General features: G+C 70.5%; 13 protein-coding genes. 7 read left to right on the forward strand and 6 right to left on the reverse strand.

Translation table 11 applies throughout. The features are described from left to right. The first annotated feature begins 171 nt into the window (after positions 1 to 171). Positions 172 to 1,077: a helix-hairpin-helix domain-containing protein gene (locus GTZ93_RS14340; RefSeq protein WP_139917017.1), complete on the forward strand. Its 906-nt coding sequence runs from the start codon at positions 172 to 174 to the stop codon at positions 1,075 to 1,077. Between the two features lie 43 nt (positions 1,078 to 1,120). On the opposite strand, the gene GTZ93_RS14345 is transcribed toward GTZ93_RS14340, so the two are convergent. Next, positions 1,121 to 3,295 (reverse strand): Kelch repeat-containing protein, encoded by a 2,175-nt coding sequence (locus GTZ93_RS14345; protein ID WP_257979083.1) that lies wholly within the window; start codon positions 3,293 to 3,295, stop codon positions 1,121 to 1,123. Between the two features lie 130 nt (positions 3,296 to 3,425). Here GTZ93_RS14345 and GTZ93_RS14350 point away from each other — a divergent pair, with 130 nt between their 5' ends. Continuing rightward, positions 3,426 to 4,346, forward strand: coding sequence for an MBL fold metallo-hydrolase (locus GTZ93_RS14350; protein ID WP_257979084.1), 921 nt, complete (start codon positions 3,426 to 3,428; stop codon positions 4,344 to 4,346). Positions 4,347 to 4,350: 4 nt separating this feature from the next. Here GTZ93_RS14350 and GTZ93_RS14355 read toward each other — a convergent pair whose 3' ends face one another. Genes GTZ93_RS14355 through GTZ93_RS14365 form a run of 3 tightly spaced genes read right to left on the reverse strand, consistent with a single transcriptional unit; the run spans position 4,351 to position 6,966 of the window. Continuing rightward, on the reverse strand, positions 4,351 to 5,145 hold the full coding sequence (locus GTZ93_RS14355; protein ID WP_120577506.1) for an ABC transporter permease: 795 nt from the start codon (positions 5,143 to 5,145) through the stop codon (positions 4,351 to 4,353). A 7-nt stretch (positions 5,146 to 5,152) separates the two neighbouring features. After that, positions 5,153 to 5,959 (reverse strand): ABC transporter permease, encoded by an 807-nt coding sequence (locus GTZ93_RS14360; RefSeq protein WP_121755293.1) that lies wholly within the window; start codon positions 5,957 to 5,959, stop codon positions 5,153 to 5,155. Then, complete coding sequence (locus GTZ93_RS14365; RefSeq protein ID WP_120596046.1) at positions 5,956 to 6,966, reverse strand: ABC transporter ATP-binding protein; 1,011 nt, start codon at positions 6,964 to 6,966, stop codon at positions 5,956 to 5,958. Before GTZ93_RS14365 ends, GTZ93_RS14360 begins: the two co-directional genes overlap by 4 nt. A gap of 58 nt (positions 6,967 to 7,024) precedes the next feature. On the opposite strand from GTZ93_RS14365, the gene GTZ93_RS14370 reads away from it, so the two are divergent. Continuing rightward, positions 7,025 to 8,206: a small ribosomal subunit Rsm22 family protein gene (locus tag GTZ93_RS14370; protein WP_120577494.1), complete on the forward strand. Its 1,182-nt coding sequence runs from the start codon at positions 7,025 to 7,027 to the stop codon at positions 8,204 to 8,206. Between the two features lie 279 nt (positions 8,207 to 8,485). Beyond that, positions 8,486 to 9,451, forward strand: coding sequence for a prolyl aminopeptidase (gene pip, locus GTZ93_RS14375; protein WP_139917019.1), 966 nt, complete (start codon positions 8,486 to 8,488; stop codon positions 9,449 to 9,451). A 25-nt stretch (positions 9,452 to 9,476) separates the two neighbouring features. Here pip and GTZ93_RS14380 read toward each other — a convergent pair whose 3' ends face one another. Both GTZ93_RS14380 and GTZ93_RS14385 read right to left on the reverse strand, forming a co-directional pair. Next, entirely contained in the window at positions 9,477 to 10,502 is a 1,026-nt protein-coding gene (locus GTZ93_RS14380) for a hypothetical protein (protein WP_139917021.1), read from the reverse strand. 28 nt (positions 10,503 to 10,530) lie between these two features. Then, positions 10,531 to 11,928 carry a M20/M25/M40 family metallo-hydrolase gene (locus GTZ93_RS14385; protein ID WP_167548062.1) on the reverse strand — a complete coding sequence of 466 codons (1,398 nt, stop codon included), beginning with the start codon at positions 11,926 to 11,928 and terminating at the stop codon, positions 10,531 to 10,533. Between the two features lie 82 nt (positions 11,929 to 12,010). Here GTZ93_RS14385 and GTZ93_RS14390 point away from each other — a divergent pair, with 82 nt between their 5' ends. From GTZ93_RS14390 to GTZ93_RS14400, 3 genes are all read left to right on the forward strand, one after another. Further along, positions 12,011 to 12,385: a response regulator gene (locus GTZ93_RS14390; protein ID WP_120577507.1), complete on the forward strand. Its 375-nt coding sequence runs from the start codon at positions 12,011 to 12,013 to the stop codon at positions 12,383 to 12,385. Between the two features lie 16 nt (positions 12,386 to 12,401). Continuing rightward, a complete protein-coding gene (locus tag GTZ93_RS14395) occupies positions 12,402 to 13,709 on the forward strand; it encodes a TIGR02266 family protein (RefSeq protein ID WP_139917025.1) in 1,308 nt (435 codons plus the stop codon). 241 nt (positions 13,710 to 13,950) lie between these two features. Beyond that, the gene (locus GTZ93_RS14400) at positions 13,951 to 15,555 is read left to right on the forward strand and encodes a sensor histidine kinase (RefSeq protein ID WP_139917027.1); all 1,605 of its coding nucleotides are present in this window, start codon (positions 13,951 to 13,953) and stop codon (positions 15,553 to 15,555) included.

Below are 15,555 nucleotides of genomic sequence, written 5' to 3' on the forward strand. Positions count from 1 at the left end.
CGTCATCCTCCAGGTCGACTAGGTTCGCATGACTGCCTGCTGTTCCTTCCAACCCAGTGGACCCGGCGCGGTTGCGGGGCGGGGAATTTTCCCTGTGGGCGGCCGCCATGTGCGCGGGTGTCGGCTCACGGGGTGGCCGCCCTCCCGGGGAGCCCCTACCTTTCACGGACCATGGGCGTCGAATGGAAGAGCAACATCGACATCGCGGACGCGCTGGAGCGGGTGGCGGACTTGCTGGAAACGCAGGACGCGATGCCCTTCCGGATAGGGGCCTACCGCAAGGCGGCGGCGACCATCGCGAACTGGCCGGACTCTGTCGCGCAGGTGCTGGCGGCGGAGGGAGAGGCGGGCCTGCGGGCGTTGCCCGGCGTGGGAAAGAGCATCGCGGCGACGGTCGCGGAGCTGGTGCGCACGGGGCACGTGGGGCTGCTCGATCGGCTGGAGGGTGAAGCGTCCCCCGAGGGCCTGCTCGCCAGCGTGCCCGGCATCGGACCGGAGCTGGCGAAGCGCATCCATGAGGCGTTGGACATCACCACGCTGGAGGCGCTGGAGCTGGCCGCGCACGACGGGCGTCTGGAGCGGGTGGAGGGATTCGGGCCCCGGCGCGCGGAGCAGGTGCGCGAGGTGCTGGCGGCGCGGCTGGGGCGCAACCGGCGCGAGCGCGAGCGGGGACGGGAGCACGGGCGAGAGGACGGACCGCGCCCCACCGTGGCGCTGCTGCTGCGGGTGGACGCGGACTACCGGCGGAGAGCGGAGGACGGGGAGCTGCGTCGCATCGCGCCCAAGCGCTTCAATCCCTCCGGCGAGGCCTGGCTGCCGGTGCTGCGCGAGCACGTGGACGACTGGAACTTCCGCGCGCTGTTCTCCAACACGGCGCTGGCGCACCAGCAGCACGCCACGGATGACTGGGTGGTCCTCTACTACGACCAGGGCGACGTGGAAGGCCAGTGCACGGTGGTGACCTCCCACGCCGGCCCGCTCAATGGCAGACGTGTGGTGCGCGGGCGCGAGGACGAATGCCTCGCGTACTACGCCCGCGGGGACGCGGCGCACGAAGCACCGCACGCGGGGGCCTGAACACGGGGCAGGCAGCGCATGAACCCGCCCCGTGTGCCTCGGCTCAAGGCGCCGGTGTGTACACGTCGACAGCGGAGCGCGCGCCACCGCTTCCACTGCCGCCCGCGACCAGCACGCGCCCGGAGGGCAGCAGGGCCAGACCGTGGTGCGTGTTGCGCGTGGACTGGATGCCCGCGGGCGTCCACGCGTTCATCGCGACGTCATACACCTCCGAGGAGTCGAGCACGCCCAACCCCGAGCCGCCCTCCCCTGTCACCACCAGCACGCGGCCCGTGGCCAGCGCCGTGGCGTGCGGCAGGTAGCGCGGCATGTTCATGGACGCCACGGTCTTCCAGGTGCCTTGCGCGACGTCGTACAGCTCCGCCGAGCGCAGCGGCCCACCCACGCCCCAGCCGCCCGCCACCAGCACCTGGCTGCCATTGCCCAGCGGCACCGCGATGTGGCCGTAGCGCGCCACCGCCATGGACGCCGTGGGCCGCCACGTGCCCGTGGCCGGATTGAACAACTCCGCGCTCGCGGTGATGGCGTCCGCCCCGGTGGAGCTGCCACCCATCACCAGCACCTCGCCCGAAGGCAGCGGCACGGCCGTGTGGTACGTGCGCGCGTGTCCCATGGCGCCCGTGGCGCTCCAGGTGCCCGTGGCCGGATTGAACAGCTCCGCGCTGGCGAGCGTGGAGGACGTGCTCGAGCCCGACGCGCCCCCCGTCACCAGCACCTGGCCAGAGCCCGGGAGCAGCGTCGCGGTGTGACGAGCCCGTCCCGTCCCCAGGTCTCCCACCAGCGTCCAGGTCCCCGTGGCGGGCGCATACACCTCCGTGGCGGACAACCAGGTGGAGGCGTCCCGCTGCCCGCCGCTCACCAGCACGCGGCCGTCATTCAAGGGCGTGGCGGAGTGCAGGAAGCGCGCGGTGCGCAGCGAGCCGGTGTCCTGCCAGCTGTTCGTCGCCTCGTCGTACAGCACGGCGCTCACGAGCGCGGCGCCCGAGGAGGACGCCCCGCCCGCCACCAGCACGTCGCCCGTGTTCAGCCGGGTGGCACTGAGCTGCGAGCGCGCGGAGCCGAGGCTCGCGGCCGTGCTCCACGGCAGGATGGACGGGCGGTAGCGCTCCGCGGACGCACTGCGCGAACCCGCCTGGGGCACGCCGCCCAACACGAGGACCTCTCCCGTCGGGAGCAGCGCGGAGGCGTGGCTGATGCGGCGCGAGGCCATCGTCGCCGTCGCCGTCCAGACGCCGGTGGCCGGCGTGTAGAGCGCGGCGCTGTCCAGGTAGGGCTGGCCGCCCGTGGAGCCGCCCGTCACCAGCACCTGCCCGGAGGTGAGCAGCGTCGCGGTGTGGAAGACGGACTGGGACGGCAGCGCGCCCTGGGACGTCCAGCTGCCTGTACCCGGGTCGAACAACTCGGATGTATTCGTGGCGAGGCTGCCCGCGAAACCGCCCGCCACCAGCACCTGCCCGGAGAGCAGCAGCGTCGCCGTGTGCCCCGTGCGCTGCGTGACCATGGAGCCCACCGCCGTCCACGCGCCCGTCGCGGGGTCATAGCGCTCCGCCGTCGCGAGCACGTTCCCGTTGGCGCTGTCCCGCCCGCCCGTCACCAGCACCTGCCCATCCGGCAGCAGCGTCGCCGCATGGCCCAGGCGGGCCGCGCTCATCGGGCCGGTGACGGACCAGGAATGGGTCGCGGGGGAGTAGAGCATCACGCTGGACAGCGCGTTGCCAAAGCCGCTGTCGCCGCCCGCCACCAGCACCCGGCCATCAGGGAGCAGCGTCGCGGTGTGCTGGGTGCGGGGCAGGTCCAGTCCCGTCGCCGCGGACCAGCTGTTGGTGTCCGGGTCGAAGAGCTCCGCGCCGGCCGAGGCCAGCACGGAGGTGCCTCCACCCACGACCAGCACCTTGCCGGAGGCCAGCAGCGTGGCGGTGTGGCGCTGGCGGCTCGTGGCCATGGCGCCCAGCGAGAACCAGCGGCTGGTGCGCGGATCATACAGCTCCGCGGCGGACGTGCCTCCGCCCGCGACAAGCACATAGCCATTGCGCAGCAGGGTGGCGGTGGCGTCCACGCGCACGGAAGCCATGGTGCCGGCGCTGCCCCACGAGGACGCGTCCAGGCGAGAGGCGGAGGTGGAGGGAGCGTCAATGAAAGACGGAGCTTCGGGGGCACAGGCTGTCGCGCACGCAAGCGCGAGCGCGGCCAGCAGGCCGTGAAAACGGATACGGGTCATCGAGGGGGACTTCCTTCACTTCATGGGGGATGCGGCTTTCACCGCATGGGGGGCGGCCCCTTAACCCAGACGAAGGAAATACAACAACGGAATTCCTATCAATCAGCACCCGCAGGTATCATCGGGATTCATGAGAATGATTCTCGCCGCCACGCTGGCCGCCGTCCTGTGGGGCTGCGGCGCGACCCAGCCTGTCGTCGAGACCCACTACCGCTCCCGCTCCCTCCAGGAGCAGGGCGACCTCCGGGTCGGCGAATACATCTCCTCCCAGTGGTCACTTCAGACCGCGTCCTATTGGATTGAAGGTCCGGAGGGCCTGGTCCTCATCGACACGCAATTGCTGCCCTCCGCGCTGCGCAAGGAACTGGCGTTCGCGAAGGACGTCACCGGCAAGGAGGCGAAGCTCGCCATCGTCCTCCACGCGAATCCGGAGAGCTTCAACGGCACGGCCCTGCTCAAGGAGTTGGGAGTTACGGTCGTCACCTCCGGCCCGGTGCGCGAGCGCATTCCCGCCGTCCACGAGAAGTGGGCGCCCTCCCTCTTCAAGCAGTACTGGAACGGCCGCTACCCCCGGGAGCTCGTGCTCGCGGACAGCTTCGGCGACAGCACCCGGGAGCTGAGCGCTGCGGGCGTCACGCTGAAGGTCCACGTCCTGGGCGCGGGCTCCAGCGCGGCCCACGTCGTCGTGGAATGGGAGGGCCACCTCTTCACCGGCGACCTCGTCGCGCGGGACACGCACACCTGGTTCGAAGGCGGCGATACCACCGAGTGGCTCCAGCGGTTGGACGAACTGCGCGCCTTGAAACCGAAGTGGATCCACCCGGGGCGCGGCCTGCCCGGCGGCCCGGAGTTGCTGGACGCGCAGACCGCCTACGTCCAGGCCGTGCGAGAGGAAGTGACCCGCGAGCGGCGCTCGGAACACCCCAGCGGGGATCCACTCGCGGCGGTGGAGGCGAAGCTGAAGGAGCGCTACCCCGGCCATGCCTACGCCAGGCTGCTCCCCCACCTGGTGCGCGCGGAGTGGGCCCGGCAGGCGCCCCGGCGGCCCTGAGGCTTCAGCTGCTCGCGGACGTGTAGTGGCGGATGGACATCAGCCACACCCAACGCGCCATTGCAGCGAACGCCACCGAGCCCACCACCGCGCCCACGAGCCAGGTCCACGGCAGCCGGCCCAGCAGCGCGAGCGCGGGGAAGGTGGTCATCAGCGCCAGCGGGATGATGAAGGTGAACACCCACGCCAGCGAGCCCCGGAACACCGAGGACGGCCAGCGGGCCGCGTCGAAGATGGACGTGAACAGGTACGTGAGGTTGTCCACCTTCACCACGAAGAAGGCAGCGCTCACCACGAGGATCCACATCGAATACAGGATGAGCATGCTCGTCCCGAGCAACACCAGCGACGCGAACACGCCCGGCAGCGACGGCCAGCGCCCCAGCGACACGAACGCGTAGACGAACAGCCCCACGCCGGACAGCACGTTCACCGCGCGCCACGGCAGGAAGCGCTGCGTGGACACCAGGAACTGCGCGTCCGCGGGCTTGAGCAACACGAAGTCCAGCGTGCCCTTGCGGATGTGCTCCACCATGCCCGTGAGGCTGGGGCTGATGGCGCCCTCCAGCACCCCCTGGAGCAACGTGAACCAGCCCACCACCAGCAGCGACTCCTGGAACGTCCAGCCCTCGATGCTGGGCCGCGCGTTGAAGACGACGAACAGCGGCGCCAGCGCGGTGAACGTCCATGCCAACGACGTCAGCCCCTCCGCCAGGAAGTCCGCGCGGTACTGCAATGCCAAGAGCCCGGAGGCCTTCAACTGCACGCCCAGCAGGCGCAGGTAGCGCTTCGCGTTCACCACCGCCCTACCCTCCGAACGCCGCGAAGCGCGCCAGGCCCCGCCGCCAGACAGCCATGGACACCACGCCCAGGCCCAGCACCCACGTCCACTGCGCGGCCAGCAACTCCCACGCCTCCTTCGTCGCGTGCGCCCCCGTCATCAGCTCCACCGGCAGCCCCATCTGGTAGCGGAACGGCAACCACTCCATGACGGTGCGCACGCCGGGCGGGAAGAACTCCACCGGGAACATGTACCCGGAGCAGACGAAGAACAGCACCATGTAGACTTCCATCAGCTTCTGGCTGCTCTCCAGGAACAGGCTCAGCGTGCCCAGCAGCACGTTCAGATAGAACGTGATCAGCCACGCGCCCACGATGCCCAGCGCGAACAGCCCCCAGCCTCCCAGCGACGTGGGCACGGCGCGCTCGGCGCCCGCCACCCACAGGCTGATGCCCAGCACGGGCAGGACGATGGCGACGCGCAGCGGAATGCCCGCCAACACCTCCGTCGCGTACGCGAGCAGCGGGGAGATGGGCCGCAAGAGCCGCATCGCCAGCGTGCCCTGCTTCACCTCGTAGCTGACCAGCCACGCCACCCAGGAGCTGGTCATCTGCCGCACGCAGAAGGCCGCGAGGAAGTAGCCCGTGAACTCCGCCTGCCCGAAGCGCCCCACCGGCCCGCCGCGCGCCACCGCCGACCACAGCGCCAGCATGATGAGCGGCATGGTGGTGGCCAGCACCCAGATGATCATCTCCGCGCGGTAGGCCACCGCCTCGGAGAAGCCGATGCGCAGCATCGTGGGCAGCGCCTTGAGGGCCGTGCGCAGGCTCACGCCGTCACCGCCTCCCGGGCGGCCTCCGCCCGGCGCGCCTTGCTCTCCTGGAACAGCTCGCTCATCACCTCTTCCAGGGGCGCGTTCTCCACCGTCAGGTCCGTCACCGGCAGCGTGGACAGCGCGCGGCCCACCGTGGCGTTCACCGCGTCCTGCTGCACCTGGAGCACCGCCGAACCCGGCTCGTGCGACACCACCTTGCCCAGCGGAGCCAGCAGGCTTGCGTCCACCGGCTGGCCCAGCCGCAGCACCACTCGCTTCTCCGGGCGCACGCGCTGCACCAGCGCGTCCAGGCTGCCGTCGTAGGACAGCTGCCCCTTGTCGATGACGATGACGCGCGGGCAGAGCGCCGCCACGTCGTCCATGTAGTGGCTGGTCAGGATGAGCGTGGCGCCCGTCTGCTCGTTGTAGGCCTTGATGAACGCGCGCATCGTCACCTGCATGGACACGTCCAGGCCGATGGTGGGCTCGTCCAGGAAGAGCACCCGGGGGCGGTGGATGAGGGCCGCCGCCAGCTCGCACTTCATCCGCTCCCCCAGGCTGAGCTGCCGCGTGGGCTTGCCGATGAGGTCCCCCAGCTCCAGCAGCGACACCAGCTCATCCAGCGTCTGCTTGTACTGGAGGCGGGGCACGTCGTAGATGGCGCGGTTGAGTTCGAACGTCTCCGACGGAGGCAGGTCCCACAGGAGCTGCTGCTTCTGCCCCATCACCAGCATGATCTTCTTGAGGAACGCCTCTTCGCGCAGCCGGGGCACGTGGCCATCCACGGTGACTTCACCCTCGGACGGGTGGAGCAGGCCGGCGAGCACCTTGAGCGTCGTCGTCTTGCCCGCGCCGTTGGGGCCCAGGAAGCCCACGCGCTCCCCGGGCTTGATGTCGAAGGAGATACCGTCCACGGCCTTGACGGTCGTGTAACTGCGGTGGACGAGCGAGCGCAGGGCCGCCTTCAGGCCAGGCGGGCGCTTGTGGACCTGATAGTGCTTGCGCAGTCCTCGGACGGAAATCATGGCGGGATGGGTTTAACGCGGTCGCCTCCGGGTGGCGACCCCTGATGTGAAGGCAACGATGAGCAACGCATACAGCAAGGACCTGGAGCGATGGCTGCCCCGGCTCATCTCCGTGTGGCGCGCGTCCCGGGGCCGGGAGGACGGGCCGGAAGGACGCCTCACGCCGCAGGAGGTCAAGGAGGTGGGCGCGGGCGTGAAGCAGCTGTCCCACGGCCTCACCCGCGAGCGCCAGCTGGCCGGCGCCCGGTACATGGACGACCCGCGCCTGTTGGGCGCCTACCTCCTCTTCTACTGGCCGGTGTCCTACGCCCAGGCGCGCCAGGTGCTGGGTGAGCTGCCGAACCGCCCGCGGCAGGTGCTGGACCTGGGCAGCGGCCCGGGCCCGGTGGCCTTCGCGGCCATGGACGCGGGCGCCAGCGAAGTGACGGCCGCGGACCGCAGCAAGCCCGCGCTGAACCTGGCGCGCGAGCTGGCCACGGAGGCCGGCGAGGCCATGGCCACGCGCGAGTGGGATCCGATGAAGAAGAACGCCACGCTGCCGGATGGCCAGTACGACCTCATCACGATGGGACACGTCGTGAACGAGCTGTACGGCGCGACGGATGAAGCGCTGAAGCCGCGCGCGGCGCTGCTGGAGTCGGTGCTCGCGAAGGTGAAGAAGGGCGGCAGCCTGCTGGTGATGGAGCCCGCGCTGCGCGAGACGAGCCGCAACCTGCTCAAGGTGCGCGACCTGATGGTGGAGCGCGGCTACGCCATCCGCGCGCCGTGCATGTATCGCGGCGCGTGCCCCGCGCTGGTGAAGGAGACGGACTGGTGCCACGCCGAGCGCGCGTGGCCCATGCCTCGCGTGGTGGAGGAGCTGGCGCGCGTGGCGGGCTTCCACAAGGAATCGCTCAAGATGAGCTACCTGCTGCTGGCGCCCAAGGGCGAGCCGTGGCCGGAGCCGCCGCCGGGCCGGCTGTTCCGCATCGTCAGCGAGTCGCTGGAGGGCAAGGGCCGCCAGCGCTACATCGGCTGCGGACCGGAGGGGCGCGTGGGCCTGGCGATGCAGGAGCGCCACCGCTCGGAGAAGAACGAGAAGTTCTTCCACCTCCAGCGCGGAGACGTCATCGAGGCGACGGACCTGGAGACGAAGGGCGACGGCTTCGCGCTCGGGGAGAACGCCGAGGTGCGCATGGTGGCCCAGGCCGGACGCGGCGTGCCGCCCGCGCCCAAGCCGCCGGAACCGCCGAAGCCCTGAGCGCGGACGACCAGGGCACGGTGGCCGCTCCGTAGGAGGAAGCAGTCCCTCCCCCGGAGCCCTCCGTGCCTCGCAGTCCCTTCACGCTGCTCGTCCTCCTCGCCTCCGGCGTGAAATTTTCCAGGAGCGCGATGGCGGCCCGCATCAGCGCGGCACCATCCTCGAAGGAGGACCGTGGCGACTCGTTCTCGGGCTGACGTGGTATCTCTGAACGGCTCGCCCCGTGGGCGCCGTCTGTTGTTAGGTTGCGCCGCACCTCATTCCCAAGGAAGGAACTCCGTGCCCGCACCCACGCCGCTGCGAACGCTCTATCCCTCCATCGAGCCCTACCGCACCGGCCAGTTGAAGGTCACCGGTGGCCACACGGTGCACTTCGAGGAGAGCGGCAACCCGAAGGGCAAGCCCGTGGTGTTCGTGCACGGCGGCCCGGGCGGCGGCACCGACCCGAAGCAGCGCCGCTTCTTCGACCCCAGCGTCTACCGCATCATCCTCTTTGATCAGCGGGGCTGTGGCCGCAGCACGCCGCACGCCAGCCTGATTGAGAACACCACCTGGGACCTGGTGGCGGACATGGAGCGGCTGCGCGAGCACCTGGACCTGGAGCGCTGGATGCTCTTCGGCGGCTCGTGGGGCAGCACCCTGTCGCTCGCGTACGCGGAGGCCCACCCGGAGCGCGTCACGGAGCTGGTGCTGCGCGGCATCTTTCTGCTGCGCAAGCAGGAGATCGACTGGTTCTACCAGCGCGGCGCGAGCGCGATGTTCCCGGACGCGTGGGAGCACTTCCTCGCGCCCATCCCCGAGGAAGAGCGCGGCAACCTGCTCCAGGCCTACGCGAAGCGGCTGATGGGTGACGACAAGCATTCACAGCAGGAGGCCGCGAAGGCGTGGAGCGTCTGGGAGGGCCGCACCAGCTGCCTGTACCCCAACGCGGAGCTCATCGCGCGCAACGCGGGCGACGACTTCGCCATCGCCTTCGCGCGCATCGAGTGCCACTACTTCGTGAACAAGGGCTTCCTGCGCACGGACACCCAGCTGCTGGACGACGTGCACCGCATCCGCCACATCCCCACCGTCATCGTGCAGGGCCGCTACGATGTCGTGTGCCCGCCGGAGAGCGCGTGGGCTCTGCACCGCGCGTGGCCGGAGGCCCAGTTCGTCATCGTGCCGGACGCGGGCCACTCCGCCAACGAGCCCGGCAACACGTCCGCCCTCATCGAGGCCACGGACCGCTTCCGCGGCCTGTAACGGGCCGCGGGCACGGGCCAGGACGTCACATGTCCTGGCCTTCGGGCTCCGGGGCGTCCGATTGCCACTCGCACTTGCGGGCGTTCCACACGAGATGGGCCACGTGCTGGCCCGCCGTGGAGACATTGAAGCGCTTCCACGCCTCCGGTCCCGGCTGATCCGCCATGAGCTCCACCAGCGACAGGTCGTCCGCCCCGGGCTCCGTCAGGGAGGGCGACTCCACCAGCTTCCCGCAGCCCGGCGCCATCAGGACGCCGTCCGGCTTCTTCATGCTCACGATGGTCGAGCCGACGGCCACCACCGCCATGGGCATCCCCAGGTCGGTGACCACCTTCTGGACGCGTGCATCCCGGGCCATGCAGCTCGTGGCACTGTCCTTGAGGAGCAGCTCCGCTGTCGTGCTGCCCTGCTTCGCCTGGGCCTGAAGCGCCATGACGCGCTCCTTCGCCTGGGCTTGATCCTCCGGCGTGCACGGCCCCACGCACCGACCCTTCATCAGGACCTCCGCCAGCACGGCCGGCCCCTGAGCCACGCGCAAGAGCAGGTCCGAGGACTGGCACTCCATCACCGTGCGCGGGTTCAACCGGTGCTCGGTGAGCACCAGGCCCGGCGCGTTCGGGAAAGGATGCGAGGCCGCCACCTTCGCGTCCGTCTTGAGCGGCGACTTCAGCGCGTTGGGCGTGGGGCACGACAGCGCGGCGGTGCCGGACAGCTGCCGCACGGACGCGTCCTGCGCCCAGGGCAGCACCAGGGCCATCGCGCGGTCCGCGTCCTCCTTCGTGCCGCACACGCCCAGCACCGCGAACTGCTGCCCCTCTTCGAGCCCCGGAAGCGCCTTCGCGGCCATCACCTTGGGGAAGCCCTTCGCGGGCTTCACCCACGCCAGCGCGCGGTCCTTCTTCAGCTCGGCCAGCTTCTTGGACAGCGCGGGCGCAGTCGCGTCCTGACCCAGCACGACGGCCCAGGGCGCTTCCGCTCCCAGGGCCCCCGTGGAGGACAGGACACAGCTCAGGACGGCGAGGACACTCCAGACGGGACGGGGCGAGCGCATGAGGCGCGCACTCCACCCCATTCCCCGCTCAGCCGCGAGGGGTCAGCGACTTGGCCAGCTCCTCGTAGAGGTGGATGGCGGAGCGGATGGCCTTCTCCCAGTCGCCCAGGTGCAGGCTCTCGTTCTCCGAATGGGCGTACGTGTACGGATCCTCCACGCCGATGAGCAGCGCGGGCACGCCGCCCAGCTCCTTCGCGAACGGCTCCACGAACGGAATCGAGCCACCGCACCCGATGGTGACCGGCTTCTTCGCGTAGCCCTTCTCCAGCGCGCGGAACGCCGCCTGGAACGCCGGATGCGACGAATCCGTGTACCACCAGCCGGACGCCTGATCCTCGCGGATCTCCAGCTCCAGGCCCCACGGGCACACCTTCTTCAGGTGCGCCACCAGCCGGCGCTGCACGTCCTCCGGATCCATGTCCGGCACCACGCGGATGCCCACGCGCGCCCACGCGGACTCCACCACGATGTTGCGCGCGTCCTTGCGGCTGCTGGCCTGGATGGCGTTGATGGCCAGGCTCGGCTGGCGCCAGTTCGTCTCCCAGGGGTGCCGCCCACCGCCCAGCAGCTGCACGCCCTCGCGCAGGCCCACCTGCTCGCGGAAGGTCGCGTTGTCGCCGGGCAGCGCCTGGATGCTCTGGCGCTCCGCGTCCGTCAGCGGCTTCACCTGCTCCATCACACCTTCAATCGCGATGGAGCCATCCGCGTGCGTCAGTGACGCCAGCATCCGGCACAGCGCCATCGCTGGATCCGGAATGGGCCCGCCCCACATGCCGGAGTGCACCGCCTGCTGCATCCCCCGCACCTCCACGTCCACCGTCACCAGCCCGCGCAGCGCCGTGGTGATGGACGGCAGGCCCGTGTCGAAGTTGGTCGTGTCCGTCAACACGATGGCGTCCGCCGCCACCAGCTTCGCGTGCTTCTGGAGAAATGCACCCAGGTGGTCACTGCCCGCCTCCTCCTCGCCCTCGATGATGACCTTCACGTTGAGTGGGAGTTGGCCGGTGCTCTTGAGCCACGCGTCCACGGCGGAGGTGTGCACGACGATGCCTGCCTTGTCGTCCGCCGCGCCGCGTCCGTACAGGCGGCCGTCGCGCTCCTCGGGCTCGAAGGGCGGGCTCTTCCAGGCCGCTTCGTCTCCCGCGGGCTGCACGTCGTGGTGCGCGTAGAGGAGGAGCGTGGGACGGCCCGGCGCCTTGAGCACCTCGCCATAGACATACGGATGCGCGCCCTCGATTTCGAGCAGTTGAACGTTTTCAAACCCACGGTCCTTCAACAGGGCCGCGGTGGCCTCCGCGCTCTTTCGCACAAGGGCGGCGTCGAACCCGGGAAAGGACACACTGGGTATGCGTACGAGGGCCTTGAGGTCCTCCAGGTACGCGGCCTTGTGGGCCTCGAAATGGGACAGCGCGGGATTGGTGGACATGCCCACCCCTTAACCCAAAAGCCGAGCAGGCACGTGGGATGCGCACGCCCAAACGTCGCGCGTCTTATGTATCCTCCCGCCCATGCCCGGACTACCTACCCTGCTGTTGGTGGATGACGACAGCTTCGTGCGTCGCATCCTCAAGGACGTCATCGCGGACACGGGGATCGACCTGCGGCTGCTGGAGGCCGCGGACGGGGAGGAAGGGCTGGCGCTGGCGGAGAAGGAGCAGCCGGCGGTGATGTTCCTGGACCTCTTCATGCCGAAGAAGAGCGGGCTGGAGGTGCTGGGCGCCATCAAGACTGTTTCACCGGAGACGCGCGTGCTGGTCATCAGCAGCATGGACGCGGAGCCCGTGGTGGAGCAGGCCATCGCCGCGGGGGCCATGGGCTTCGTGGGCAAGCCCTTCCATCCCCTGGAGATCGCCGCCGCCGTACGCCAGGCGCTCGCGTCCTGATTCCGCTGAGGTCCTCGTGTCGTCATCCGTTGTCGGTTACTGGGTGGGAGATTCGCTCGGTCGCGTGCTGGGCCCCCTGCAACTGCAAGCCTTCCGCGACCTCATCGCCTCCGGTCGCTTGAAGACAGCCGTGCGCGCGTCGCGCGACGGCACGAACTGGGTCGCGCTCCAGGAGCTCCCGGAGGTCCGCGACCTGTTCACCACCGCGGCGCCCACGCCCTCCGTCGAAAACCAGCAGGCGGAGCGCCTTCGCAACCAGCTGCGCGGACTGCTGCACCTGCCGCCGCACGAGGTGTTCGGGCTCAAGCCGCAGGCATCGCTCGATGAGTTCCGGCTCGCCTTCTTCCGCATGGCGAAGCGCTTCTCACCGGAGCACCTGTCGTCGGATCTGCATCCGGAGCTGCGCAAGGTCTCCGTTGAAATCTTCGACTTCCTCTCGCGGCGGATCCGCGAGGCGGAGACGCTCTTCCTCCAGGGCGCGATGCAGCCTCCCGCGCCCCCGCCGCCCCGGCTGGACCTGAGCGGCGCGCAGCCCTCCGCGCCGCTGCCGATGAGTGGAACCGCGGTGCCCGCGCGTCCGCCGCCGGTGATGACGCCGCAGGCCTCGCGTCCTCAGGCCGCCGCGATTCCGCCGACGCCCGTGCCGGGTTCCCTCACGCGTCCGCCGGTCGCCGCGATTCCGCCAACGCCTGTTCCGGGGTCCTTCACGCGTCCGCAGGCCGCAGCGATTCCGCCAACGCCTGTTCCGGGGTCCTTCACGCGTCCGCAGGCCGCAGCGATTCCGCCGACGCCCGTGCCGGGCAGCATGACGCGTCCGGGGGTTCCGTCCGCGCCGCCCCGGCCTCCGCCGGTGATGACGCCCACGACGCGTCCGGTGACGCCGCCTCCGCCCGCGCCGGCTCCCGCACCGCCTCCGCCCGCGCCCGCGCCCGCGCCCTTCCGGCGCCCCATGGCCGCCCCCGCGCCCTCGTATTCGAGCGCCGAGTTCGTGGGCCTGGAGCGCCGGTCGGACGACCGGCTCCACGCGGACGTGAAGGTGTCGATGAAGAACATGGGCATCTTCACCGACCACCGCATCATCAACCTGTCGTCGGGCGGCCTGTTCATCGGCACGGACCGGCCGCTGCGGCTGGGGACGCAGGTGGAGCTCACCTTGCGCTTCGATGATCCGGAGCGGGTGATGACCCTGCGCAGCTCCGTCATCTGGGAGAACTCCCTGGACGACGGCAAGAACCCCAAGGGCTACGGGTTGCGCCTGAGCTCGCTGCGCGCGGAGGAACGGGACTTCATCCAGCAGTACGTCCGCCGCCCCAAGAAGCCCTGACAGGTTCCCGGGCGGGTGGCTCCGCTCGGGATTAGAACAACTGGCCCAGGAAGACCGCGCTCATCGCCACGAAGGCGACCCACACGGCCATGACGGACTTCAATTCCAGGTCCCGGCGGTCCAACTCGTTCGCGAAGTTCATGGTGTCTCCTCCAGTGCTCAACGCCTTCATCCCTTCCTACGGCGCACCCGCGCGGCGATTGCCTCCGGGCTCCCGTTCCCCTGGAACGCAGGGGCGGCGATGAGCGTCTCCGGCCCGCCCGGCTCGCTGGATGGCCTGCTGCCCGCGCTGCCGGTGCCGCTGTTCGTGATTCGCGGGGACCGGCTGGTGTTCGCCAACACCGCGCTGCGGACACTGCTGGGCCTGCGCGAGGACGAGCTGCCGTCACTGCTGGAGTTCTCCGCGCGCTTCGGACCGGAGGAGCGCTCCTGGGTGGAGCCCCTGTGCGAAGCGCTGATGCGCGGCGAGCAGCCCACGCCGGTGCGGCCCGCGTTCGTGCGCATGCGCGGCGCGGATGGACGCCTGCACCTGCTCTCCCCCGTCACCGCGCCGGGCCGCGTGCCGGAGGAGCAACTGGTGCTGCTGCTGGACGCGGAGGGCGGGGATGCGGTGCGCACGCTGTCCACCATGCTGGTGGCCACCGCGGCGGAGCTCCTGCGCTGCCGCGACGAGGACGCGGTGTTGGAGCTGGCGGTGGACGCCCTTCACCGGCAGGGCTTCTACGTCTCCGTGATGCTGCTGGAGGGGGACTTCCTGCGCCACGGGCCCATGCGCCAGGAGGCGGAGAGCCTGGCGGCGGCGTCGCGGATGTACGGTCAGGACGTGCACGCGGTGCGCTTCCACCGCTCGGGGCTGCCGCACCTGGCGGAGGTGCTCACGAGCCGCCGGGCGGCGTTCCACCCGGATGCCTTCGCCATGGCTCGGCGGCTGCACTCGCCAGAGGTGGCGGACAACATCCAGCGCATCTATCCGCCGGGCTCACGCGCGCTGGACTCGCCCATCTTCGTGGGGGACGAGCCCTTCGGCGTGCTGGCGGTGCAGTCCACCACGCTGACGCCCGCGAACGCGGGGGCGCTGGAGCTGTTCGCGCAGCTCATTGGCGGCGCGCTGGAGAACGTGCGGCATCACCGCGCGGCGGAGGCACGGCTCGCGGAGGTGTCCCGCCTGCAGAACGAGCTCATCGCCAGCGAGCGGCTGACGGTGCTGGGCGAGGCGGCGGGCGTCGTGGCCCACGAGGTGCGCAATCCCCTGGGCGCCATCCTCAACACGGTGGCGGTGCTCAAGCGTGAACCCCGCCTGGGGCCCGCGGGCGCCTCCGCCGTGGAGATGCTGGAGGAGGAGGCCATCCGGCTGGAGGACATCGTGCGCGACCTGCTGGACGCGGTGCGCCCGCTGGAGCCCCGGCCGCGCCCCGTCTCGCTGGGCGAGCTGGTGCACCGCGCGCTCGCACAGCTGCTCCATGGGCGAGAGGAATTGCCCAAGCCGCGCGTGGCATTCGACGAGGCGCCGGACGTTCCGGACCTGTCGGGCGACGAGACGCTGTTGCAGCTGGCCGTCACGCACCTGATGCGCAACGCCATCCAGGCCTCGCCGCGCGGAGGCACGGTGCGCGTGGAGGTGCGCCGCGTGCCGGACGGTGTCTCGCTGAGCGTGGAGGACGAGGGCCCGGGCATCGCCGGGTTGGATCCGCAGCGCGTCTTCGAGCCCTTCTTCCTCACCCGCGCCAACGGCCGAGGCCTGGGCCTGGCCATCGTGCGCCGCGTGGTGCTCGCGCACGGAGGCAAGGTGCGCGCGGGCGCGCGTCCCGAGGGCGGCGCGCGCTTCGAGCTGGTGCTGCCGCTCTAG

It is taken from the genome of Corallococcus exiguus, from assembly GCF_009909105.1.
In the GTDB taxonomy this organism is placed as follows: Bacteria; Myxococcota; Myxococcia; order Myxococcales; family Myxococcaceae; genus Corallococcus; species Corallococcus exiguus.